General features: G+C 44.6%; 20 protein-coding genes. 17 read left to right on the forward strand and 3 right to left on the reverse strand.

From position 1 onward, the window contains the following. Nucleotides 1–363 precede the first annotated feature (363 nt). Entirely contained in the window at nt 364–825 is a 462-nt protein-coding gene (locus FIU99_RS24435) for a TetR/AcrR family transcriptional regulator (protein ID WP_006961245.1), read from the forward strand. Nucleotides 826–879: 54 nt separating this feature from the next. Here FIU99_RS24435 and FIU99_RS24440 read toward each other — a convergent pair whose 3' ends face one another. Continuing rightward, a complete protein-coding gene (locus FIU99_RS24440; protein WP_039952130.1) occupies nt 880–2,436 on the reverse strand; it encodes a PAS domain-containing methyl-accepting chemotaxis protein in 1,557 nt (518 codons plus the stop codon). Nucleotides 2,437–2,678: 242 nt separating this feature from the next. Between FIU99_RS24440 and FIU99_RS24445 the strand changes: the two genes are divergently transcribed. From FIU99_RS24445 to FIU99_RS24500, 12 genes are all read left to right on the forward strand, one after another. Further along, on the forward strand, nt 2,679–3,599 hold the full coding sequence (locus FIU99_RS24445) for a protoglobin domain-containing protein (RefSeq protein WP_006961242.1): 921 nt from the start codon (nt 2,679–2,681) through the stop codon (nt 3,597–3,599). A gap of 15 nt (nt 3,600–3,614) precedes the next feature. Then, nucleotides 3,615–3,968, forward strand: a complete 354-nt coding sequence (locus tag FIU99_RS24450) for an STAS domain-containing protein (RefSeq protein ID WP_006961241.1) — start codon at nt 3,615–3,617, stop codon at nt 3,966–3,968. A gap of 3 nt (nt 3,969–3,971) precedes the next feature. Next, a complete protein-coding gene (locus tag FIU99_RS24455) occupies nt 3,972–4,394 on the forward strand; it encodes an ATP-binding protein (protein WP_006961240.1) in 423 nt (140 codons plus the stop codon). A 1-nt stretch (nt 4,395) separates the two neighbouring features. Beyond that, nucleotides 4,396–4,980 (forward strand): SpoIIE family protein phosphatase, encoded by a 585-nt coding sequence (locus tag FIU99_RS24460; RefSeq protein ID WP_006961239.1) that lies wholly within the window; start codon nt 4,396–4,398, stop codon nt 4,978–4,980. Beyond that, entirely contained in the window at nt 4,973–8,146 is a 3,174-nt protein-coding gene (locus FIU99_RS24465) for a response regulator (RefSeq protein WP_152472600.1), read from the forward strand. Before FIU99_RS24460 ends, FIU99_RS24465 begins: the two co-directional genes overlap by 8 nt. Beyond that, entirely contained in the window at nt 8,139–9,269 is a 1,131-nt protein-coding gene (locus FIU99_RS24470) for a two-component system response regulator (RefSeq protein ID WP_006961235.1), read from the forward strand. Before FIU99_RS24465 ends, FIU99_RS24470 begins: the two co-directional genes overlap by 8 nt. Before the next feature lie 188 nt (nt 9,270–9,457). Next, nucleotides 9,458–10,462 carry a response regulator gene (locus tag FIU99_RS24475; protein ID WP_006961232.1) on the forward strand — a complete coding sequence of 335 codons (1,005 nt, stop codon included), beginning with the start codon at nt 9,458–9,460 and terminating at the stop codon, nt 10,460–10,462. Continuing rightward, entirely contained in the window at nt 10,462–10,905 is a 444-nt protein-coding gene (locus tag FIU99_RS24480) for a PAS domain-containing protein (RefSeq protein ID WP_006961230.1), read from the forward strand. Before FIU99_RS24475 ends, FIU99_RS24480 begins: the two co-directional genes overlap by 1 nt. A 66-nt stretch (nt 10,906–10,971) precedes the next feature. Next, nucleotides 10,972–12,453 carry a bifunctional ADP-dependent NAD(P)H-hydrate dehydratase/NAD(P)H-hydrate epimerase gene (locus FIU99_RS24485; RefSeq protein WP_006961228.1) on the forward strand — a complete coding sequence of 494 codons (1,482 nt, stop codon included), beginning with the start codon at nt 10,972–10,974 and terminating at the stop codon, nt 12,451–12,453. 352 nt (nt 12,454–12,805) lie between these two features. Further along, on the forward strand, nt 12,806–13,852 hold the full coding sequence (locus FIU99_RS24490; protein WP_006961226.1) for a GMP reductase: 1,047 nt from the start codon (nt 12,806–12,808) through the stop codon (nt 13,850–13,852). A 413-nt stretch (nt 13,853–14,265) separates the two neighbouring features. Further along, the gene (locus FIU99_RS24495; protein WP_157622143.1) at nt 14,266–14,616 is read left to right on the forward strand and encodes a CidA/LrgA family protein; all 351 of its coding nucleotides are present in this window, start codon (nt 14,266–14,268) and stop codon (nt 14,614–14,616) included. Continuing rightward, nucleotides 14,616–15,290, forward strand: a complete 675-nt coding sequence (locus FIU99_RS24500; protein WP_006961222.1) for an LrgB family protein — start codon at nt 14,616–14,618, stop codon at nt 15,288–15,290. The genes FIU99_RS24495 and FIU99_RS24500 overlap by 1 nt, the downstream gene beginning before the upstream one ends. Nucleotides 15,291–15,508: 218 nt before the next feature. On the opposite strand, the gene FIU99_RS24505 is transcribed toward FIU99_RS24500, so the two are convergent. Then, nucleotides 15,509–17,461 carry a S8 family serine peptidase gene (locus FIU99_RS24505; protein WP_006961220.1) on the reverse strand — a complete coding sequence of 651 codons (1,953 nt, stop codon included), beginning with the start codon at nt 17,459–17,461 and terminating at the stop codon, nt 15,509–15,511. A gap of 348 nt (nt 17,462–17,809) precedes the next feature. Here FIU99_RS24505 and FIU99_RS24510 point away from each other — a divergent pair, with 348 nt between their 5' ends. Next, complete coding sequence (locus tag FIU99_RS24510; protein WP_006961218.1) at nt 17,810–19,006, forward strand: hypothetical protein; 1,197 nt, start codon at nt 17,810–17,812, stop codon at nt 19,004–19,006. Between the two features lie 15 nt (nt 19,007–19,021). On the opposite strand, the gene FIU99_RS24515 is transcribed toward FIU99_RS24510, so the two are convergent. After that, on the reverse strand, nt 19,022–19,726 hold the full coding sequence (locus FIU99_RS24515) for an ABC transporter substrate-binding protein (RefSeq protein ID WP_251768492.1): 705 nt from the start codon (nt 19,724–19,726) through the stop codon (nt 19,022–19,024). 468 nt (nt 19,727–20,194) lie between these two features. Here FIU99_RS24515 and betI point away from each other — a divergent pair, with 468 nt between their 5' ends. Genes betI through betA form a run of 3 tightly spaced genes read left to right on the forward strand, consistent with a single transcriptional unit; the run spans nt 20,195 to nt 23,992 of the window. Further along, nucleotides 20,195–20,791 carry a transcriptional regulator BetI gene (gene betI, locus FIU99_RS24520; protein WP_006961215.1) on the forward strand — a complete coding sequence of 199 codons (597 nt, stop codon included), beginning with the start codon at nt 20,195–20,197 and terminating at the stop codon, nt 20,789–20,791. 20 nt (nt 20,792–20,811) lie between these two features. After that, nucleotides 20,812–22,272: a betaine-aldehyde dehydrogenase gene (gene betB / locus FIU99_RS24525; protein WP_006961213.1), complete on the forward strand. Its 1,461-nt coding sequence runs from the start codon at nt 20,812–20,814 to the stop codon at nt 22,270–22,272. 19 nt (nt 22,273–22,291) lie between these two features. Next, complete coding sequence (gene betA, locus FIU99_RS24530; protein WP_152472601.1) at nt 22,292–23,992, forward strand: choline dehydrogenase; 1,701 nt, start codon at nt 22,292–22,294, stop codon at nt 23,990–23,992. The last annotated feature ends 10 nt before the right edge of the window (nt 23,993–24,002 follow it).

Raw genomic sequence — 24,002 nt, forward strand, 5'->3', positions numbered from 1 at the left:
CCTGTCAAATAATGTGACGTTAGTCATGTTGTTGCGAAATATCATGTCATTATCGAGTCAGGATGGTGTGCAGTTAGTTGTAAGCAAGTTCGATTTGTATGATTATCGTGAGCCAAATTATATAAATGAAAGATAATGCTTATTGCTTTTATAAATCGAGCTGATGTTGTGATTTATGAAAAGTTATCTTACACGACATTGTGTGCTCCATCTAAGACGCCGTTCGTATTATATGGTACGATGGTTTCATTAGGTTCCCATAGGGATCCTCTGAGGCCAAAGCAGGTGTCATGTAAGATATCTAATAGGCGTCATTATTGACTCGTTTGAGTTAGATGGATTTACAGAGAGAAGAGCCTGAACATGCCAAAGCGTAGTAAAGAAGATACTGAAATCACGATTCAGAAGATTATGGACGCAGTAGTGGATCAACTTTTGCGTCTGGGTTATGACAAGATGTCATACACAACCCTAAGTCAACAGACAGGTGTATCGCGAACAGGTATCAGCCACCACTTTCCAAAAAAGACAGATTTCACGGCAGCGTTAGATGGTCGAATCTTTAAGATGTTTGTAGAACATCTGAATTTTGACAACAGTCTGCAAGATTTCTCAGACAGCTGGGTAAAAGCGTTAGACAACGCTGAATTCCTAGCGATTCTACGTCTGCTATTCCACCATATTGTGACATCTCAAAGTACGCACGAGTTTGCAATGAACGGGATTGAGCGTCTTTACAAAACGACTGAAGCGCAATTCGGTGCAGACAGTGCCAAAGAGCTAGAATGGTTAATTGGTAAGTCACTGGTTCGCATGGCGAAGTAAACGAATATATCGTTGCAGTATTAAAAAGCCTTCCGATTGGAAGGCTTTTTGCGTTTAGAGCTTACGGAATTGATTGACCAGCTTACCTTGCGAGTCCAGGTTGTTGACTAACCCTTCGCATTCATCACGTGTGTCGCTTGCTAGGATGTTGGTGGCGGAGCATACTTCACTGATAGATTGAACGCTTGAGTTCATGTCTTCGGTTACCCTGGCCATTTCTTCAATCGCTGTAGCTATTTGACTATTTCTATCGGAAATATCTGTGACTTGGCCAAATAGTGCGTCCAGCTTATCACCAGATGTATTTGCGCAGTCAACACAGATGTCAGACAACTTGTTTCCTTCTTCCATGGCTTGAACCGCTTTATCGGTGCTGGTCTGAATGAGATTAATAATGTTCTGAATTTCTTCTGTTGATTCGTGACTTCGCTGAGCCAGCTTGCGAACTTCGTCAGCCACTACCGCAAAGCCTCGCCCTTGGTCACCGGCCCGTGCTGCTTCTATCGCCGCATTCAGTGCCAGCAGATTTGTTTGCTCCGCTACGCCTTGAATGACCACCAGTACTTCACCTATGGTTCGGCCATGTTCTGACAATTGCTGAACAACATCCGAAGCCACACCTAATTGCTGAGAAAGCTCGTTCATGGATGAAACTGTTTGTTCAACTGAGGATTTGCCTTCCACAACGGCTGAGTTAGCTCGTTCAGTCGCATCCGAGGCGCTCTGAGCATTTTGCGCAATTTCGTTTGCGGTTGAGTGCATTTCGTTGATTGCAGCCGCCACTTGCTCGGTTTCAGAGGTTTGCCCCACAAGGTTCTCTGCTGTGGTATCACAATTATTAGCAGAAGACTGAGCTGCGGTTGCGATTTGCTCGTTGGAGTCCTGAATCCGGCCGACAACAGCGTTTATCTCTGATTGGCGCATTTTCAAAGCTAGCGAAATCTCAGAAATATCATCGACTCTCTGATTATAAACCAGCTCCATCAATGGGTTATCAAACACTTTACGCGCTTGTTCTGATAAATCCTCTAAGCGACGAGTGAGAACATAGCCAGACAAGGTGGCCAATAAAAACAATGCCCAAACAGCAGCACCGGGTGCAAATGCCCCAATGATTGACGAAATGATCGCAGAGCCTAAAAAGGCACCTCCTAAGCGTTGCCATAGGCGGGTGCGCGGCATTTTTAGCTGAAAGGGTGTTGTTCCTGCTTTTAACTGAGCGTAGATCTTTTCTGCATTCTTAACATGCTGACGGTTCGGGCTAAGGCGCACTGATTGATATTCGACGATTTTTCCATTTTCCTTAATGGGAGAGGCAAACGCATCAACCCAGTAATGATCGCCATTTTTACAACGGTTCTTAACCAGTCCCATCCAAGATTTACCTGACTTGAGAAAATCCCACATGTCCTTGAATGCCTCAGGAGGCATGTCAGGGTGGCGAACGATATTGTGAGGTTGTCCAACAAGTTCATCCAAGGTATATCCAGCTACATCACAGAATTCCTTACTGGCATAGGTGATATGGCTGCTGGTCTTGGTGACGGACAACAAATTGTATTCCGGCGGGTAGGTGACTTCTCTCTGGGTCACTGGTTCATTTACGCGCATCGAGTTAACCTCGCATCGACAAGATAATGATAATGGCTCGTTACTTCTCAATCAGTATAAGTACAATTTTTAAAACTTGAGAGAATTACTCAATCATTTATTGACTGATTTGTTATTAATTTATGTTCTTATTCAACTTGTAGCTCACAAGTTGTTTTTATTGACTACCCTAATACTAATAGGTTGGGTTAGTGGTTTTGGCTCATTCTCGAACAAAAGTACTTAAACGCAAGGAGGCGGGAATGTCGCTTAGCTCTTCGGCAGGAAGTTATACCAGCGCACAAAGTTTACTCAAACTTCATGATCTCAATGAGGCCGATCTAGCATTGATTAGAAAATTTGGCAGCATGATGGTGCCCAAGTTGGACGATTATGTACGCCATTTCTACGACTGGCTTGATAAACAGCCCGAATACGTACAGTTTTTTGGCGATGAGAAAAAGCTCAAGCGCGTGCAAGATTCACAGGTGCATTATTGGACCGCATTTTTTGAAGCTAAAGTGGACGATGTTTATGTCAAGCAGCGTCGTGATGTAGGTGAAGTGCATGCGAGAGTCGGGTTGCCTCTGCCGACGTATTTCGCAGGCATGAATATCTCGATGGTGATTTTTACTAAACGTATGTATGACGGCAGCCTATACAGTGATGAATACAGCTCGCTAGTGACTGCCTTTACTAAGCTGCTTCACCTAGATACCACGATTGTAGTCGATACTTATTCTCGGCTGATCAATAAACGCATTGCTGAACAAAGTGAAGCACTCCTTGCCATGTCGACGCCTGTTACCATGATATGGCGCGATATTCTGATGTTACCTATTGTCGGTATTATCGATTCCAAACGAGCTCAGGACATCATGACGGCTGTGCTCAATAAGATTTCCGAACACAGAGCCAAGATATTCATCATGGATATTTCCGGTGTCGCTGTCGTTGATACAGCAGTGGCGAATCACTTCATTAAAATCACCAAGGCGACCAAGTTAATGGGGTGTGATTGTCTTGTGTCAGGAGTGTCTCCTTCAATTGCGCAAACCATGGTTCAACTAGGCATTAATGTCGGCGAAGTCAAAACGAATGCTACCTTGCGTGATGCACTTGAAAATGCATTCAAAATAGTGGGCCTCAATGTCGAAGGTCTGAAGAAGTTCTCAGATGAGTAATTAACAGGCCTAACTATGCATAAGTCGATTTCGATAAACCGATTGAAGCACGCGCTAATTGCCACCATTCAAGTAGACCTGAGTAAAAAGGTATTGGATGAATTTCGACAAGAGCTGCTTGATACGATCGTTATGTCGAGTACGGTGAAAGGTGTTTTGATTGATCTGTCCGGTGTAAAAACGCTCGACAGGCAAGACATGGATTCGTTGATGGAGATTGTCAGTGCTGTTGAGGTGATGGGACGTATCTGTCTGTTCGTTGGAATACGACCGGGTATTGCGATGGCGTTGGTCAATATTTCATATAAAACAGAGCAATTGAATTGTGTAAACAATATTGATGATGGTTTAGCAGTTTTGGAGCGCTAGGAAATGACGGCTTTTAATATAGTTGAAGATATTATCGAAACTTATGAGGTGCGTTCGGAATCCGATGTGATGAGCTCGGTAATTGCAGTCTATACATTGGCAAAACAATTTGGGTTTAGTACGCCTTCTGTCAGCGAGGTTTCCACAGTCGTCTCTGAACTGGGGACTAACATAATTCGATATGCGCAGTCTGGGGTGATATCTGTTTGGAAGTTAGAAGGCGAAGATGAACTCGGCATCAAAGTGATTGCACAGGATAACGGTCCAGGGATTGAGGATATTGCTAAAGCACTTGAAGAAAACTATTCGACTGGCCGCTCGCTAGGTCTTGGTTTACCAGGCGTAAAGAGAATGGTGGATGAGTTTGATATAGAAACTGCCGTTGGGAAAGGAACCCGAGTTCAAGTAGTGAAATGGAGAGAGTAGGATGGGATTTGCTTACAGCTCTCGAACTGTGCCGTATTTCGGGGAAATAGAAACTGGAGATGGTTTTTTTATACAGGAATTCAGCGATGATTTACTTGTCGTCATCATTGATGCTCTCGGGCATGGAAGCAAAGCAGCGAAGTTAGCACGCGGCATAGAAGGTTTCCTTGAAGGGCATGGATGTGAAGATGTGGAATGGCTTATTACTGAGATTCACAGATCGTTTCTTGGTTCAATCGGTGCAGCAATCACAATTGTTTTCTTTGACGCTGCTAAAAAGTCAGCTTTTGGTGTTGGAATAGGCAACACGCTGGTTCGCCAGATTGCCAACGAAAAACGTTCGTTCCCTGCTCAACCGGGCATAGTCGGTGAGCTATTGCCTACGCTTCATCCCTTCCAATTTGCCTTCGCCGACGGTGATGTGTTCATGTTCACAACCGATGGAGTCAAAGAAAATATCAACTCTGAACTCTTATCCAATGCTAGTAATGAAACGGTCGAGTATCTATCGTCAAAGTTCATTGAGTCGTTCAGTAAGCCTTATGATGATGCGACGGCGATTGCTGTGAGGTATACAGATGAATAGCCCGCACGCGTTCCGTTTTACGAATGATGACGAGTCTCGCATCGCGTTACGGAGAAAGCTGATCTCAGTACTCGATATCATGGGCTACGACAGGCATTACCGCGACCAAGTGGTGTTTCTCTGTGGTGAAATACTGTTTCAGTTGTTTTCTGTACTGGACTCCATTGAGCTCAAAGTGAAAATACACGACAACGGCATACAGACCTTGTGGTCGTCCGCTGAGGGTAGCGAGTGTCTGCCACGTGTTTCGATCCCTTTACTGTCAATTTCTCAGTCAGAAGATGAGCTTGTTTGGACGTTAAATGCAAACAAGCAGCTCAGCGAAAATGATTTCCTCAATATTAAAAATGTGCTGTCTGAGAAAACACGCGATGATCTCATGCATGAGTTACAAATTAAGAACCGAGAGCTGGCGATTCATCAAGAAGGTTTAGAGGAGGAGATTGAGCGTCGGACACGGGACCTGCAAGCTAGCGAAGCATTATCACGTACTATCATTGAAGGTGCACCTTCTAGCGTTGTCATTTTAGATGCGCATAAAAGGATAGTCTTGTGGAATAAAACGGCGATAGAAACATACGGTTATAGTGTTGAAGAGGCGACAGGTCAGAACTTGTTTGAGCTGTTAAGAGCAGAGCTTCCATTGGAGCTATCTGAGCTACTTTCTCAAGACATCACGATTGAAGACCAAGACAAGGTCAGCGGGGCTTTCTTTGAGGTGCAGACTTACACTCGTGAAGATAAACCGATTCCAATAGATCTTGGTATGACAGTGTTTCTCTTCGATGACGAGTGCCGGATTGCTATGTTTCTTCGAGACGTCACATCAAGAAAGCAGGTCGAAGATGAACTCAACGAAGCTCGAGCAAAAGCAGAAGAAGCGGTTGAGATTAAGTCTATGTTTCTTGCCAACATGAGCCATGAAATTCGCACACCGATGAACGCCATTATTGGTATGTCACATCTGGCACTAAAGACCGATTTAACGCCCAAGCAGCACGACTACATCTCTAAAATCCACAACTCGGCTTCTCTATTGCTAGGAATCATTAATGACATTCTTGATTTCAGCAAAATTGAGGCCGGCAAACTCTCCATTGAAGAGATTGAGTTTTACCTTGATGACGTTCTTCATAATGTCTCCATGGTGACCGGACAAAAGGCATTTGAGAAGGGGCTGGAGCTGCTGTTTGACATACCAAGAGATGTGCCTAAAACCCTGTATGGCGATCCACTAAGGTTGGGGCAAATCATTATCAACCTAGTGAACAATGCCGTGAAGTTTACTGAGCAGGGCGAAATCTCGGTTTCAGTCAAAGTGATCCGATCGCTAGACGACAAAATCGAGTTAGGTTTTTCGGTTAAAGACACCGGCATTGGTATGAGTGAAGAACAGTCGAGTAAGTTGTTCAATGCATTCACGCAAGCGGATGGAAGTACAACGCGAAAATACGGTGGTACGGGGCTCGGATTATCCATCTGTCGTCGATTAGTCGAATTGATGGGCGGCGAGATTTCCGTAGATAGCGAACTCAATGTGGGTAGTACTTTTCGCTTCAACATCTCGGTTGGCGCAGTGATGGATAGTGGCTACACGCCAGTCGTTGTTCCGGATTTGCTCAATCATGTTCATGCGCTGGTTGTTGATGACAATGAACACGCGCTCTTAATTATGGAAGACTTGCTCGACATCTTCCTGTGTAAGCCGACGTTTGTCAGTAGTGGTGAGCTTGCATTGGAAGAGCTTAAGAAAGCGTCCGATGCAGGGCAGCCATACGATCTGGTCTTTATGGACTGGAAGATGCCCACTATGAGTGGCATTGAGGCCAGCCAACAAATTCGTCAGCAAGTCATCAGAGAGCATCAGCCAAAAATCGTGATCGTGACAGCCTATGATAAAGACGATATTTCAAGCGAAGTAGAAGAACTGGATATCGCGGGCTTTCTCTCAAAACCAGTTGGGCAGTCTTACCTGTTTGACTTGATTATGGATTTGTTTGGGCCAACCAACAACCACTCAACGCCTGGTGTGCAATCCCGAAGACATAAACGAGATAAAGAGCTGGACGGACTAAGAGTGTTGCTCGTTGAAGATAATGAGATAAATCAGCAAATCGCTGTTGAGCTAATGGAAGAGAAGGGTATTACGGTTACCGTTGCAAATAACGGTGCCCAAGCGATAGAGACTCTGGAAAAAAGGATTGGCACTTCAGAGATGTTTGAAATCATCTTTATGGATCTGCAAATGCCAGTGATGGATGGTTATGAAGCCAGCACGCGCATTCGCAGTGATGCGCGCTATGATGACATTCCACTGATTGCGATGACTGCCCACGCCATGGTTGAAGAGCGAGAGCGCTGTTTGAATATAGGCATGAATGATCATGTATCTAAACCCATCGACCCTGAACACCTATTTTCTACTATCAAGCGTTGTTGCCAAAATGACTTCACGCAAAATTTTACTCCAATCAGTATTGAAAGTACGGAGCGAACGGAGGAAACATTGGTTAAAGAAGGCGCTAAATCGGTCGCTTCAAGCCTCCAAGAGATTGAATCACTTGATACTAAAAATGGGTTATTGCGGGTTGCCAGTAATGAAGCACTCTATCATCGTTTACTCTCACAGCTAGTAGACAAAGAGTACGATTATGATAACCGGCTTGATATCGCTTTAGACAAAGGAGACTTTGAATACGCAACATTGATCACCCATACGCTTAAAGGGACTGCCGCCAATCTTGGGGCAATTCGCTTGTCCGACATTGCGTCAAGGTTAGAGCAAGAGCTAGGCCGAGGTGAACGCACAGAGTCACTGGAGCAACTCAAGAGTGAGATGTCCGACTATCTCATGCCGTTTTTCAACGCTATTTGTGATGCACTCAATCGCCCACAACCATTGAATACCAAGGACAAGCTCGACAATGACAGTGTAAAAGTTATCCATCAATTAGACTTGCTTCTTCAGGAGCTTGACGCTCGCGCCATCGATTACCTTGACGAGCATTATTTGTACCTCAATACTTTACTAGGGTCGGAGGAGTTCGACACTTGCTGCAAGTGTATTCACGATTGTGATTTTTTGTCTGCTAGTGTCGCCTTGAGAAAAGCAGCCAGCATTTATCCGTTAGATATGGATAAAGTGTTTGGGGGGAACAATGGATGACCACCTAACCAGCGTCTTAGTTGTCGATGATAATGCTGAGAACCGAGTGTTACTCAGTGGCTTACTTAAACCTCACCATCGCGTATTGGTCGCGACGGGGGGCGTTCAAGCGATAAATATTTGCAAGCAGAAGAAACCTGATATTGTTCTGCTGGATGTCATGATGCCTGAAATGGACGGCTATGAAGTCTGTGAACGATTAACTTCGGACCCAGAAACTCATGATATTCCGGTGATTTTTTTGACAGCTAAGTCGCAAATAGAGGATGAACAACGTGGTTTTGCTGCCGGAGCCGTTGACTACATTCTCAAGCCTATCAGTCCACCGATTCTTATCTCTCGCATCAATACTCATTTGAGACTGAGAGGAGCTATGGATGCCTTGGCAGAACAAAATGAAGAGCTTGAAGAGCGAGTTAGAAAGCGAACTCGAGAGCTAGAAATGCTTCAAGATGCGACGATTGGGGCAATGGCATCGTTGGCCGAAACGCGTGACAACGAAACAGGGAATCATATTCGCCGCACACAACACTACGTTAGAGCGTTGGCGGAAGAGTTGGTACGGACAGGTCATTACACGGAGTCTTTGACGCCAGAAGCGATTGAACTGTTGTACAAATCGGCACCACTTCATGATATTGGCAAAGTAGGTATCCCTGACAGCGTATTGCTCAAGCCTGCTCGATTGACTGATGAAGAATTTGATTTAATGAAGTACCACACAACGCTAGGTCGAGCCGTATTAATGACCGTTGAAGACTCAATCGACTTCAAATGTGACTTTCTAACTATTGCCAAAGAAATCGCATATAGCCATCAGGAAAAATGGGATGGCAGCGGTTATCCGGAGGGTATTTCTGGGTTAGATATCCCATTGAGTGCGAGGTTGATGGCGCTGGCTGATGTATATGATGCATTGATTTCTGAGCGGGTTTATAAGCCTGCATTTCCTCATGATGAGGCGGTGGAAATTATCGCAGAGGGCTCTGGAACGCATTTTGAGCCAGTGATTGTCGATGTTTTTCTTAGTATAGAAAGTACCTTCAAAGAGATTGCTTCTAAGTACAAAGATGAAGGTTTTGATGAAGATTCGTTTCAGTTGAAAGCTAGTGGAGAAGAATAATTTCAGGCTTTATTGGTTGTTGTTTTGTTTAACTTGTTGGTAGTAGGTTCAGCGTCTTTTGGCAGCATTAGTGTGTCTGCTCGGAGTTCTCAAAATAGATACGTTTAATCTCTTTAGATTCATGCCTGATGAGCTAACTATCTGTTACACTGAAATTATTAGCAACACGAATAGCAGTAGGTATATGCATGTCTTTTCCTGTCCTTATTTGTGACGACTCCGCGTTAGCTCGAAAGCAAATGGCGCGTTCATTACCTGCTTCATTGAATGCAGATATTACTTTTGCTGTTCATGGCTTGGATGCCTTAGAGCAGTTAGAGCAAAATGATTTCAAATTAATGTTCCTTGATTTAACCATGCCAGAATTGGATGGTTTTGGGACCCTCGAAGAAATAGGCACGCGTGGTATCGATATCCAAGTTGTCGTAGTGTCTGGTGACATCCAACCCAAAGCGAAAGAGCGAGTGATGACGCTCGGTGCAAAAGCGTTTATCCAAAAGCCGATTGATAAAGATGCTCTGAACGCTGTGCTGAAAGAATTGGTTGAAAAACCAAGCCAACCGCAAATAGTGACGCCCGTTACTGTCGATTTACCCATACTTCGCAGACGCGATATTTACATGGAGGTGGCGAACGTTTCCATCGGCCGTGCGGCCGACGCTCTGGCTCGCCATTTTGATGTATTTGTTCATCTGCCCTTGCCGAACGTCAATATCTTTGAAGTGAGTGAGCTTCACATGGCACTGCGTGACTTAGCGGAAAATGATCAGGTCTCAGGGGTGTGTCAGGGGTTCAGTGGTGAAGGTATTGCTGGTGAAGCTTTAGTGCTGTTGAGTGATTCAAGTGTTTGCGACCTTAAGAAGCTTATGAAGGTTCCGGCAGACAGTGAGGAGTTGGAAGAACTGGAACTTCTAATGGATGTCTCAAATATTCTTGTCGGTTCATTTTTGAATGGTTTAGGTAAGCAAGCGGAAGTCCGTTTTTTCCAGAGCTCCCCCGTGCTCTTGGGCCAGCATATTTCAATTGATTCAGTGATTCAGTCCACAACGGGGTCGTTTAAAAAGACTATGACATTTGAGGTCAGCTACAACATCGATGGCACCTCAATCCGATGCGATTTATTGTTTATGTTTGTTGATGAGTCCCTTCCTTTGCTCGACAACAAGTTGTCTTATTTGATGGAGGACTTTTAATGATAAATCTTCCTGCAGAGTTTGAGCAATTCCACTGGATGGTGGATATGGTGCAAAATGTTGACCTAGGGTTGATTGTTGTGGATCGTGAATACAAGGTTCAGGTCTGGAATGGCTTTATGACTCACCATAGTGGCGTTCAGGCTCACGATGCGATAGATAAGTCGCTATTTGAACTGTTTCCGGAGATCCCAGAAGATTGGTTTAAACTGAAAACCAAACCTGTGTATGACTTAGGTTGTCGAAGCTTTATTACGTGGCAACAGCGCCCATATCTTTTTAAGTGTCGAAACGTACGACCTGTGACTCAGCAGGCGGAATTCATGTACCAAAATATTACACTTAATCCAATGAGAACGCCGACAGGCGAAATTCGTTCACTGTTTTTATCGATTCAGGATGCTACTGCGGAAGCACTGGTATCACTCAATCAGCACAAATAGTTCGACGTCAATCTTCAGCAATAAAGCCAGAAATTATCTGGCTTTATTTTTATCTTAGGAGAATCAATGCCTTCACCAACCCCTCTTTACACAGCAGAACAAGTCAAAAATGGTGAGGTTGATGCGGCGAGAGCCAAATCGATCCCCATGTATGAGCTGATGACTCGTGCTGGTCAGGCGGTATTTGATGTCATGATGCATCAGTATCCGGAATGCCAAAAAGTATTGATTGTATGTGGTGGTGGGAATAATGGTGGTGATGGCTATGTTGTCGGCAAACTTGCGTTGGAAGCTGGACTGCAAGTAACACTTTGGCAGGTCGTTGAGGAAACAAAATTAAAAGGTGATGCCTTAACGGCTTATCAAGATTATTGTGCTGCTGGTGGCGATACTAATGAACCGGACTTATCGTCTGAGGTCGATTATGACTGCATTGTCGATGCACTTTTCGGAACTGGGTTGAGTGGTTCCGTCAGACCGGATGGAATCCACCTCATTAACAGGTTAAATCGGGTTAACGCACCAATTGTTGCCGTTGATCTACCCTCTGGTTTATCAAGTAATAGTGGTCAGGTATTGGGGGCGTGCGTAAAAGCCGACCACACGGTGTCGTTCATTGGGCTTAAACAAGGCTTGTTTACTGGACAAGCTCGCGACTATACCGGAGTCATTCACTTCAACGGGTTAGGCGTAGAAGATATCTTTGATCAGCAAAATACTCCTTCTGCTTTGCTTCTCAATAATTTATCCGATTGTGAGCCTTTTGTACCGCGTTTAAAAACCTCACATAAAGGCATACACGGTAAAGTCGTAATCATTGGCGGTAATAGAGGAATGGGCGGTGCAGCTTTGCTTTCCGCTCAAGCATGCTTGAGGAGTGGTTCCGGTCTCACGGCATTGCTCACACATCCAGAAAATACGCTGGCATCTTTGGCGGTTTGTCCTGAAGTCATGGCGTCGTCATGGGAAGAGGGTTTAGTGAATGAGCAGAGGCTAGAACAGTGGTGCGATTGCATTGCTATAGGCCCTGGTCTTGGCACTGATTCTAGCGCGCTGAAGATGTTTCATTCGGTAACTCAACAACCAGTCCCCAAGGTATATGATGCTGATGCACTGAATCTACTCGCTAGCCATGTCCACAAAGACGCGCAGCGAATTTTAACGCCTCATCCGGGGGAAGCTGCGAGGTTACTTAACTGTTCAGTCAGTGAAATTGAGTCTGAACGATTCCTCGCAGTAAAAAGGCTACAGCAGAAGTACGGAGGAGTCGTCGTGCTAAAAGGAGCAGGCACGCTAATCTACGATGGTCAACAAACGTATGTTTGCAACGCTGGAAATCCGGGAATGGCGACCGCCGGAATGGGAGATGTGCTCACTGGTGTCATCCTTGGTTTGTTAGCTCAAGGTGAAAGCTTAACCAGTTCGGCAGTGAAAGGGGTAATGGTTCATAGTCTGGCAGCTGACGTGGATGCTGAAAAAAACGGCGAACGTGGACTTTGTGCAAGTGATTTGCTTCCTCATATACGTCATTTGGTTAACGGAAAATAGATATTAAGATGCCTTTAAGAGACGTTTTACAAAAATTAACGACGTTAACGGTTTCGGTAAACGATTGCTTTCTGGTTTTGATAATCGAGGCTATTGTAGTTAAGTCTTTGTTTACTATGAACTGTTTGAGGTTTGGTGCGTATGGTAGGGAATTAGGTTTGCAAGACTTCAAAATGGTATCACAAAAAAAATGCAATTATCAGTCTTGCGAGAAATAAATCACGACCTATAATGCTGAAAACCGGAGCGTCTGCCAACGCTCCGGTTTTTTTGTGTCCGAAACTCAGTAAAACGTCTGCCAACGTTTACCGAAAACGCACGACACGTAAATTTGCTTACAGGAAAATTTATCATGCGTATCGAACAAGAACTTAAGTTAGGCTTTAAAGATGTACTATTTCGCCCGAAGCGTTCTACTCTTAAAAGTCGTTCTCAAGTTGAATTAACCCGCGATTTTACATTTAAGCATAGCGGTCGTCAATGGTCTGGCACGCCAGTAATTGCAGCAAACATGGACTCGGTAGGCAGCTTCGCAATGGCGAAAGCGCTAGCTGAACATGGCGTAATGACGGCTATCCATAAACATTACACAGTAGAGCAATGGGCTGAATTCGTAAAATCAGCAGACAAGAACACACTGAACAATGTGTTTGTTTCAACGGGCACCTCAGAAGCTGATTTCCAAAAAACAAAGGACATCATGGACCTGAGTGATGACCTTATCTTTATCTGTATTGATATCGCCAACGGTTACTCAGAGCATTTAGTCGAATACGTAGAAAAAGTACGTGCTGCATTCCCTGACAAGGTAATTTCTGCAGGTAACGTTGTGACTGGCGACATGTGTGAAGAGCTTATTCTAGCTGGTGCAGACATCGTTAAGGTAGGTATCGGCCCAGGCTCTGTATGTACTACCCGCGTTAAGACTGGTGTTGGTTATCCGCAGCTTTCTGCAATCATCGAATGTGGTGATGCTGCGCACGGCTTAGGCGGTATGATTATCGGTGACGGTGGCTGTTCTTGTGCTGGTGATGTCGCTAAAGCTTTTGGTGGCGGTGCGGATTTCGTTATGCTTGGCGGTATGCTAGCTGGTCATGAAGAGTCAGGCGGTGAAATTATCGAAAAAGATGGCGAGACATTCATGAAGTTCTACGGCATGTCTTCTCAGTCAGCGATGGACAAGCACTCAGGCGGTGTTGCGAAGTACCGCGCAGCTGAAGGAAAAACCGTACTATTGCCATTCCGTGGCAGTGTTCACGGTACTATCTCAGATATCCTTGGTGGCGTGCGTTCAACGTGTACATACGTAGGCGCAGCAAAGCTTAAAGAGCTAACCAAGCGTACGACTTTCATCCGCGTACAAGAGCAAGAGAACAACGTTTTCGGTAAAGAGAAGTAATTCAACACTTCGGAAAGTTCAAAATAACAAGAGCCGCATTTTGCGGCTCTTTTTTTTTGCCTGAAAATTGTAAAGTGGCGATATCTAAAGGCCAAAAAGCGTGTGGTGGTGTGAGCTTTTGATAGACGAGTAGGAGTTAACGGACTTAACGCAATCTTGCAATCAGGTTATGTTTTTTTATCAAATACACCTCAGTATATTGAATCATTAAACCGAGCAGAGATAAATCTGAGCTAAAACTGCAGCCCGAGCTGTGTAAACTGGAGTCGGAAAAGATGGATATGTCCAGAGTGAGTTGTATTGCATATGGTTTTTGTAATTCCTGTTAGGTAGTTAATGATGTTGCGTATGAGTTTGGGTGGGATTGATGTTAAAGTTGCTCTTTCGAATATTCAAACATCAGGAATGTCGTTTTGAAAAATATCCTTTATTCAATCGTTTGGGTAGCTATATCGTTATTTCTCGGTCATGTCATTACCTCAGTTAGTGGTATACCAATACCTGAAGGCGTTATTGGGATGATGGTATTACTAGCTTTCTTGGCTACAGGGGTATGTGACTCTGCTAGGCTATCCTTCACTAGTAACTTGCTAGTAAAAAACATTCCATTACTGATTACACCTGTATCTGTCGGATTAATGATCAAATGGGACTTAATTGAGTCTAACTTGAGCATACTGTTAGCCAGCGTGTGTGGTGGAACAATGCTGACTCTCGTGGTTATGGCGATTTCAATCAATACTTTTGAGCGAGATAAAGATTAATGTGGTTAATTTTGACGTTGATTACCTATGTAACTGCTAAGCAGATATGTAGGAAATTGGGGCACCCACTTCTTAATCCTCTTTTGTTAGGTGTCTCATTCATTATTGCTGTTTTACTTTTATTGGATGTTCCGTATTCCGAGTATTATGAAGATAATCGACTACTGGGTTATTTGTTGCAACCGGCAATAGTAGTGATGGCTTACCCAATCTTTTCTCAGCTAAGCACAATAAAGAAAAAGGCTCGGTTAATACTTGGGGCATGCTTCCTTGGGGCAATATTCTCGATGTTGTCAGGAGGGCTCATAGCATTATCGCTCGGTGCCGATATTCCATTAGTGGTTAGTGTCTTGACTAAGTCGGTTACAGTCCCTATCGCGATGGCAACAACCTATCAACTAGATGGCGATGCTGCTGTCAGTGCTGTCCTTGTTTTATTTGCTGGTCTCATAGGAGCAATGACCGCTTACCCTATTTTTCATCTGTTGAGGATTAAAGGGAAAATTGCGAGAGGCATTACAATTGGGGCTGCTGCTCATGCATTGGGGACTGCACAAGCTTTAGATAAAAGAAATGAAGATGCAGCGTATAGCTCTTTAGCTCTCGCATTGTGTGGTATTTTTACAGCAATATGTGCTCCCGCAGTAATGGCTTTGATCGTTATGATTGTTTAACTACGAGTTCAAATCTGGAATAACGATCGTGCTTAAATTTCTATCGTTGGTATTATCTTTGACTAGTACAAAATATCAGATGACTGGCTTAGTTAGCAAAGTTATGGAAAATGATGAGTTGATGCTTCACTAAAGGTTAGACATTTTGTTGGCTCTGATGAACGAAATGCCGAACTCTGACGCTCGGCATTTTGTCTGTTTTAAATAACCTACGATACCTAGTCACATGACCGGACAGGTATCAACCTTGTATTTGATGCTAATGACATTGTGTAGGGAGTGAATGTTCCACTTTCGCTAGCTTCAATTTGAATGCAGAGATCTGTTCGGCGCTTCGTTTGGACCTGTAAGACATTGTGAATCCCTTCGCTGTGGTCTGACTGTATCTCATATCTGCTGTTGTCCTTATATAGAGTCATATCGACGGAGAGTAACTTACTGGCATCATCGAAATTTTTGTGTTCCCAGACTAGAGTTGCCTTAAAGTTCTTGTCATTGCTGGCTACTCGATATGATTTCGATCTAGACCACGGGCGCAGCTCAAATTGTTTAGTGTTCTCGTATTCACTGTATGCTTGAGTCAAATCCATGTAACCCCAGCCGCGAGAAGGGCACCAGTTGCCATTAGAATCACAGTACTGAGGAAGATCTTCAGATAACACATTGCGTGAGTTGTTATCTGCACTGTTGATTAGCACGGCTTTTACCAAAGGAGAGAATTTTTGGTATTGGCGGTTGTTTGACTCTTCTAGTGCTTGTCTTACAAGTACCGCGGCGCCAGCAACGTGCGGAGATGCGAGACTTGTTCCTGTCGCAAGTCGTGTAATTGTATCTTCGTCATATTCTTTGTATTCGTCCTCTAAAAATCGGTCTTTGTAAGGCCCTTCATAAGTGTATGCGTTGGGATCTGGCGCTGCGGTTCGAGTGTCATGACCGGGAGCGGCGATATCTGGCTTACGCCTACCATCAGTAGTTGGCCCGCGGCTGCTTGTTGCACGTATTGAATGTTGGCTTCTATCTGTCGTCTTTTCAGTTGGGCCATCTGTTAAGGTGGTGTCTACGTTGGCTACTGTTAAGCCGTTATAGTTATCTCCGGGTTTACTGATGGAATAAGGTTGTGGCGCTTCAGCACTACTACCGTCAGGGTACTTTGAGCCATCATTACCGGCAGATTTTGAAAGTAGAAAATCATTTTCGTAACTGACCGCATCGAAGTATCTTGCCCAAAAAGACCACGTTTGCCACTGGTTTAGTGAGCTTTGTTCTACAGGTGCGAGTATCCGCCCATTACCAAAACTGTAATTAAGTGATACGGCATTATAGTTTGTTAAGTAAGACAAACTCGACATGGTCAGATTAGCGGATTTTAGCTCCCTGAGTATTTGTGCGAACTCGCCATCCCCGTCTGGCAAGAGGGTATCTGAGGCCGAACCCGCATAGCCACTAATCACATCAGCGTCTTTGGCGATACCGTCATGAGGGCTGATTGAAGAATTCCCTGCCATTGCGCCAGCTACAGCGGTGCCGTGAGTACTCCTTAGATGTCGACTGCCTGCTGTTTTTAGCCATTCTCTTTTCATTGGCCAGTTATAATCTTCTCCGCTAATTCCTTCACTCCCCATCACCAACACATTTTTATCAACAAATGCAGGGTGCTCAATATCGGTGCCACTGTCGAGCACAGCCGCAGTGTAACCAGTGCCAGTAATTCCGTGCTCCCAGAAGCTGTTGATATAGGCATCGCCGGGTTGTGTTTCTGAACGAGACAATAGGATTGATTCCACATTAATATCGAGCTCTTCCTCACCTGCTTTTATCGGTTCAATAAGGCCTAGGCTAGCATTTTGTTTTTGGAAGCTCTTAATGTAAGAAAAATCAGAAGGAAACGGACCCACCAAAAATGTGTAGCCCGCCGCTTGGTAGCGGGTATAGAGAAGATCATGGTCAGTATAATTTTTAAAACCTTTTAAATGATTCAAGACAGTAGCTTGGTGATTCAATTTTGATTCAACGTTCTGAATGTCACTTTCAGATGCATCATTTTTGAAAACAAATCCAGTCACGACCCAAGATTGGGGTGCCAACGCTTCAACTTGTGCGGTTTCTGCATGAGTTGGCGCAACAGAACCTGCGACCAACATAGCTGCGAACAACGCAGTGTGTTTTATCATTTTATGTCCTTATACAACAATTGTTTTTGGGTATGGAGTTCCATATGCAATGTTGCCAAGTTTCCTATCGACCTGCGCTGAAGTTTTGACAGAGTGATGTCAAGAAGGGATGAGGTGTGAGTCTATACCCAAAATACCGAGTGCTAATTATTAACTTTATAATTTTATTATGGTTTTCAGGGAGGGTGTAAGCTCATAGCTATAGTTGCCTCTGTAAGTAGCACGAATAATTCAACCAATTATTGAATGCATCTCTCATCATTGATTTAAGACTGAAATCATTTGGCAGTCGGTAAGGTCTACTCGTATATTGGTAAATTGATATGCCAGAGTGGAGTAATAAAAAGCATGTATGAATTTTTAGTACGAGACTTCGATAGCGAAGGTGGATACATAAAAAAGACGACTCTGGACGGTAGGCTTCCACGCAGTCGAGAGGAATCCTATGTACCGTGGGGAGTAACGTTAGATTCTAAAGTCGTTTATGCCAAAACAGGTGAACACACCGGCTTCAATGCGGGTAAGGGAAAATTCCGATTAAAGCCTTATGACACAAACATAAGCCAGGCACGCCGTGCAGAAGCCCAGTCGGTGCTTGGTGTAATGGCACTGAACGTTGCAGAGTATACAGAAGATGCAGTGAATAAGGTTTCAACTGGTATTAAGCAGTATCTTCAGGCTCATAAACGTAATGATTCTGAGGGTGTCACTGAAATGGTCAAAGCACAGATTGGTCATTATTTCTTTACTGGTGGAAGAATGGGATTTGGCCGAATCAGTGAGGAAAAAGCCAAAGATATTTCCGCCTCGGTCATTTGGGAAAAACTGATCCTAGCACTAGATAATGGAACGCTGGAGCAGAAGCTCGCGATTCATGATGCGGTTGGGCGTAAAATTCTGCCAAAACTCAAAGGGCCTGAAGAAGTCAAATACGCGGTGTTAGCTAACAAAGTTCGAGAAGCTTGGTTTGATGACAGCCGCTATCGTGGCCGTCGTAAAAAATCTGGATCAGCAGCACCAGCAAGCACAGTAGGGGGAATTGTTCCTGCGTCGAGTCAGGATATTGTCGGAACCGTTACCCAGAGCCGCAACCGAGGTGTCGATATGTTTGAGCGAGACCCTAATAGAGAAGCTCATGCTACCGCGGATAGCTACTATGATGATGTTGATGTTCGTAACCTCTTATTTGGGGCAGGTATTTCGGGAACAACAGGTACATTGCTTCAAGCAGCGTGCGCGTTTGGTGGTTTGCACACTTGGAATGCTGAACTATGTAAACAATACATGCTGGCGATTGTTGGCTATCTAATTGGAGGCGGGATGCACAGTTTTCACGAGTCTATGGCCATTGCCCAAAAGGCCGGGATTGTAAACTACAACCCTGGGTCATACGTCGAAGTGTTACCAACCTCGTTCCTACACAGTATCAAAGGGAAAGCTTGGGTCGCTAGATATTATGATGTCTCTGTACTAGGTGCGATTCATTGGCGCTATAACTCTGGAAGATTGCCTTCTCACATTCAACGAAGTTTAGTGTTAGATTAAGCCGTTTGCGCTGAGTCAACGACTCACTTGCATGCAGGGGCTTGTCACCTGTCTTTCTGATAGCGTGATGTTGATTTTATCTATGTGCTTTCTGGCTGCGCTATTTTCTTTGCTTGTCGCAACATGTAAAGGAATACAACTGAAATGAATCGTGCTGATATGGAAAAGGCCGCGGTTTAGCCGAGCCTTTTCTAATGTGTAGGTCAGCACGTTCTTGTCGACTAATATGGCGTCAACGCGTTGTTTTATCAGCTTTTCGATGCCTTCTTCTGCGCTGCTGACTTCATACTTTTTGAAATTGGTAAGTTGTTCAAAATCGTCACTGTATCGGTAGCCTCTCTGAACACCAATGGTGAGCCCAGTTAAACTTTTATGACCACTATACTGCAGTCGGTTTTTATGTCGACTCAGTACCACTATTTCATTCCAGTAGTAAGGTTGGCTGAAATAAAGAAAGCGCTCTCTTTCTCTTGTTCTCCACGCACCCAAAATGACGTCGTTCTCCATTGTTCGCACGCTCTTCAAGGCTCGATTCCAAGGTTGCAGCTTAATGTCGAGTTGAAAACCTGAATGTTCAAAAATATCAATCAGAATTAGCTGTGCCTTTCCTGTGTCTGGCGCTTCTTGAAAGTAAGGTGGCCATACGTCTTGTGTCCCTTTTACGGTGATTAAGGAACCCTGTGCAAGAAATGGAACAAAAGCCAGTAAAAACAACCTCATACCTTTTCAGCCCCATGTAATGAGTAAACTGTTCTTAAAATAGTAAATAAAATGTTGATTGACTAGTTTCAAGTTGATGCCTATTTCACCAGCTTGATTTTTACAGAACGAAAGAATTCTTATCTTTAGTGCTCTAAATAATAAATTGGAGAATAGCAAAAGTCATAGCGTTGGATGAGTGATTTTTGTGCGTTTAATTAGAGCCTTGTGCCTAAGTGTTTAAGTATTTGGAATTTTCTTATGTGATTGATATTTATGATTTTAATTGTTGGCTGTTCTGCGGGTTGGATGTGTTTTCTGCTTTGTGGATTGATTGGTTTTGACTAAAATGATCGATCGAATTATTAATCAAAATTCTCTAAAATTTAGGTTTAATGTATCGGTTTTGTGAAAAATAGTTTGAGTACTAACTAATTTTCAGGCATTTTATATTTAATTGAACGTTCAATTAAAAAAGGAAATGCGGTAATGCCTAAGGTAGGGATGCCAGACATCAGGAAGCCTCAACTGGTTCAAGCCACCATGGCAGTGATTGATAAAGTCGGCTTGCACGCTGCGAGTATTTCACTGATTAGCAAAGAAGCAGGCGTATCGACGGGCATTGTTAATCACTACTTTGGCGGAAAGCAGGGTTTACTTCATGAAACCATGAGAGAGGTACTTCGCCAGCTTTCTACTACCGTGACCGAGCGTTTGAGTAAGCTACCAAAACATGCCCATCAACAGCGTATTAACGCCATCATTGATGGCAACTTTGTGGGCTATCAAGCTGAAAACAAAGTGGCCAAAACATGGCTAGCATTCTGGTCCTATTCTGTTCACGAACCTGAGCTCAAACGCCTTCAACGCGTCAATGAAAAGCGACTTCTCTCTCACTTGAGAATTGAGTTGAAAGCGCTGTTTGAAAAAGATCAGGCGGAAATTATTGCTCATGGTATCGCTGCCTTGATCGATGGGATATGGCTTCGCGGGACAATGAACCCAGATGGCATAGATGCCGATAAAGCCAGATTGATCATCAATGATTATCTGGACAAACAACTTACTTTCTATTCTCAAAAATAACGAAAAGTCAGAACTATCAAATGGATATGAAATCACTATACATCGATGGCAGCGCATGTAACGCAACATCGGGTGAAAGCTTTATAACTTACAACCCTGCCAATGGCGAGCCGCTCGCTACTATTGGTCAGGCGAGCCCTCAAGACTTAGAGCGAGCGATCGAATCAGCCAAGCAAGGCTTTAAAGTTTGGTCTGCAATGACTCCAATGGAGCGAAGCCGCATTCTCCTTAAAGCTGTTGCAATCTTGCGTGAGCGCAATGATGAGTTAGCCGCCTTGGAAGTAGCTGATACAGGTAAGCCGCTTCAGGAAGCGATTGAAGTAGATATCGTTACAGGCGCCGATGTTATCGAATACTTTGCTGGTCTAGTACCTGGAATGCAGGGTGAGCAGCAACCGCTGAGTGAGAATCAGTTTTTCTATACACGTCGTGAGCCACTCGGCATTTGTGCTGGCATTGGTGCATGGAATTACCCAATCCAGATTGCAATGTGGAAATCGGCGCCAGCTTTGGCGGCAGGTAATGCCATGATCTTTAAACCGTCGGAAGAAACACCGCTGACTGCTTTAAAACTAGCGGAAATTTTCTCTGAAGCAGGTCTACCAGATGGCGTGTTTAACGTTTTGCAGGGAGACCACCGTGTCGGACAAATGCTAACGGCACACCCGGAGATTGCAAAAGTCTCATTCACGGGTGAATCGGGCACAGGCAAACTTGTTATGGCGGATAGTGCCAAGACATTAAAACAAGTCACGATGGAGCTGGGCGGCAAATCTCCGATGGTGATCTTTGATGATGCCAAGCTAGACAATGCGGTTTCTGCTGCGATGGTTGCAAACTTCTATACCCAAGGCGAAGTGTGTACCCATGGCACACGTGTTTACGTTCATGAAGCGATTTACGATGCGTTTGTTAGTCAGTTAAAAGAACGAACTGAAAAGCTCATTGTGGGTAACCCAATGGATATGGACACCCAAATCGGTGCCCTGATCTCCAAAGAGCATCTGGGCAAAGTCTTAGGGGCTATTGAAGAAGCTAAACAAAGCGGCGCGACGCTACTGACGGGCGGTTATCAAGTCAAAGACAATGGGTTGGAGAATGGCAACTTTGTTATTCCGACGGTATTCACCGATTGCACCGATGACATGCCACACGTTCAAAATGAAATTTTTGGCCCCGTTATGTCTGTTCTGAAATTCTCAGAGGAATCGGATGTGATTGAGCGAGCTAACGATACCTCTTATGGCTTAGCTGCCGGTGTATTTACACAAGACCTGTCTCGCGCGCACCGAGTGATTCACCAATTGCAAGCAGGTATTTGCTGGGTTAACACTTGGGGTGACTCTCCAGCTGAAATGCCGGTAGGTGGCTATAAGCATTCCGGTATCGGCCGTGAAAATGGACCGGAAACGCTTCGCCATTACACTCAGACAAAGAGTGTCTTAATTGAACTTGGCGATTACGCCAGCCCTTACGCTTAAGCAGCAACGGAGATAGAAAATGGAGCAACGCTACGATTATATCATCGTTGGTGCGGGTTCGGCTGGTTGTGTACTGGCTGACCGGTTGTCTGAAAGTGGCGAGTATCAAGTGCTTCTGCTTGAAGCTGGTGGCACGGACAAAAGTATTTTCATCCAAATGCCGACCGCACTGTCTTACCCGATGAATACAGAAAAGTACGCGTGGCAATTTGAGACCATCGCTGAAGAGGGCTTGGATGGGCGCAAGCTACATTGCCCTCGAGGTAAAGTGTTGGGTGGCAGCTCTTCAATCAACGGAATGGTTTATGTCCGTGGACATGCCTGTGATTTTGACGAGTGGGAAGAACAAGGAGCAAAAGGTTGGAACTACCAGTCTTGTTTACCTTATTTCCGACGCGCTGAATCATGGAACGGTGGTGAAGATGAGTATCGTGGAGGAAACGGTCCGGTCGGAACCTGTAATGGTAACGACATGAAGCTTAATCCACTGTACCAAGCCTTTATTGAAGCGGGTAAAGAAGCGGGTTATCCGGAAACTTCGGATTACAATGGTTATCAGCAGGAAGGTTTTGGCGCTATGCACATGACGGTGGATAAAGGTGTCCGTGCTTCCACCTCTAATGCCTACTTAAGGCGTGCACTGAAACGTTCTAACCTGACACTGATTAAAGGTGTTGTTGCCCACAAGGTGTTACTGGATGGCAAAAAAGCGATTGGTGTAGAGTTCGAACGCTCTGGAAAAGTCGTCAAGAGTTATGCCAATAAGGAAGTGGTATCGAGTGCAGGCTCAATCGGCTCGGTTCAACTGTTGCAATTGTCTGGCATTGGACCAGAATCAGTACTGAAAAATGCTGGTGTTGAAGTAAAACATGATTTGCCGGGAGTAGGTGAGAACCTTCAAGATCACCTTGAGGTGTATTTCCAGTACCACTGTGAAAAACCGATTACGCTCAACAGTAAACTAGGTCTCGTAAGCAAAGGGATGATCGGTGCAGAGTGGATCCTGACCCGTAAAGGTTTAGGTGCAACCAACCACTTTGAGTCATGTGCATTTATCCGTTCTCGCAAAGGACTGAAGTGGCCGAACATTCAATATCACTTCCTACCAGCGGCGATGCGCTACGATGGTCAGGCGGCGTTTGATGGTCATGGCTTTCAGGTTCATGTCGGTCCGAACAAACCACAGAGCCGCGGAAGTGTAGCTATCACCTCTGCTAATCCAAGTGACAAACCAAAAATCGAGTTTAACTACATTTCAACGGAGCAAGATCGTCAGGACTGGCGTGACTGTATTCGTCTGACCCGTGAAATCCTTTCTCAACCTGCCATGGACGCCTATCGCGGTAACGAAATTCAGCCGGGTGAAACCATAGTTTCTGATGAGGCGATAGATGAGTGGGTGAAACAAAACGTGGAGAGTGCCTACCACCCATCATGCAGTTGCAAGATGGGGGCAGAAGATGACCCGATGTCAGTATTAGATGAGCAATGTCGAGTCCGTGGTATCGAAGGACTGCGAGTTGTGGACTCTTCGATCTTCCCAACGATTCCAAATGGCAACCTCAACGCACCGACCATCATGGTCGCGGAACGTGCTGCTGATTTGATATTGGGTAAGCCTCTGATTGAAGGGAAAGAATTACCAGTATGGATTGCTCCGGACTGGGAAAAAAAACAGAGAACCAAGACACCGAAAAGAGACGTGTCGTCTATCTCGTAAAGTCAGTAAA

This window comes from Vibrio sp. THAF64, from assembly GCF_009363455.1.
GTDB lineage: Bacteria > Pseudomonadota > Gammaproteobacteria > Enterobacterales > Vibrionaceae > Vibrio > Vibrio coralliilyticus.

Coding starts and splice junctions, on each gene's coding strand:
- betB (WP_006961213.1), top strand. CDS start 20,812: ATGGATATGAAATCACTATACATCGATGGCAGCGCATGTAACGCAACA.
- betA (WP_152472601.1), top strand. CDS start 22,292: ATGGAGCAACGCTACGATTATATCATCGTTGGTGCGGGTTCGGCTGGT.
- FIU99_RS24440 (WP_039952130.1), bottom strand. CDS start 2,436: ATGCGCGTAAATGAACCAGTGACCCAGAGAGAAGTCACCTACCCGCCG.
- betI (WP_006961215.1), top strand. CDS start 20,195: ATGCCTAAGGTAGGGATGCCAGACATCAGGAAGCCTCAACTGGTTCAA.
- FIU99_RS24435 (WP_006961245.1), top strand. CDS start 364: ATGCCAAAGCGTAGTAAAGAAGATACTGAAATCACGATTCAGAAGATT.
- FIU99_RS24500 (WP_006961222.1), top strand. CDS start 14,616: ATGTGGTTAATTTTGACGTTGATTACCTATGTAACTGCTAAGCAGATA.
- FIU99_RS24465 (WP_152472600.1), top strand. CDS start 4,973: ATGAATAGCCCGCACGCGTTCCGTTTTACGAATGATGACGAGTCTCGC.
- FIU99_RS24470 (WP_006961235.1), top strand. CDS start 8,139: ATGGATGACCACCTAACCAGCGTCTTAGTTGTCGATGATAATGCTGAG.
- FIU99_RS24445 (WP_006961242.1), top strand. CDS start 2,679: ATGTCGCTTAGCTCTTCGGCAGGAAGTTATACCAGCGCACAAAGTTTA.
- FIU99_RS24475 (WP_006961232.1), top strand. CDS start 9,458: ATGTCTTTTCCTGTCCTTATTTGTGACGACTCCGCGTTAGCTCGAAAG.
- FIU99_RS24480 (WP_006961230.1), top strand. CDS start 10,462: ATGATAAATCTTCCTGCAGAGTTTGAGCAATTCCACTGGATGGTGGAT.
- FIU99_RS24505 (WP_006961220.1), bottom strand. CDS start 17,461: ATGATAAAACACACTGCGTTGTTCGCAGCTATGTTGGTCGCAGGTTCT.
- FIU99_RS24510 (WP_006961218.1), top strand. CDS start 17,810: ATGTATGAATTTTTAGTACGAGACTTCGATAGCGAAGGTGGATACATA.
- FIU99_RS24485 (WP_006961228.1), top strand. CDS start 10,972: ATGCCTTCACCAACCCCTCTTTACACAGCAGAACAAGTCAAAAATGGT.
- FIU99_RS24455 (WP_006961240.1), top strand. CDS start 3,972: ATGACGGCTTTTAATATAGTTGAAGATATTATCGAAACTTATGAGGTG.
- FIU99_RS24460 (WP_006961239.1), top strand. CDS start 4,396: ATGGGATTTGCTTACAGCTCTCGAACTGTGCCGTATTTCGGGGAAATA.
- FIU99_RS24515 (WP_251768492.1), bottom strand. CDS start 19,726: ATGAGGTTGTTTTTACTGGCTTTTGTTCCATTTCTTGCACAGGGTTCC.
- FIU99_RS24490 (WP_006961226.1), top strand. CDS start 12,806: ATGCGTATCGAACAAGAACTTAAGTTAGGCTTTAAAGATGTACTATTT.
- FIU99_RS24450 (WP_006961241.1), top strand. CDS start 3,615: ATGCATAAGTCGATTTCGATAAACCGATTGAAGCACGCGCTAATTGCC.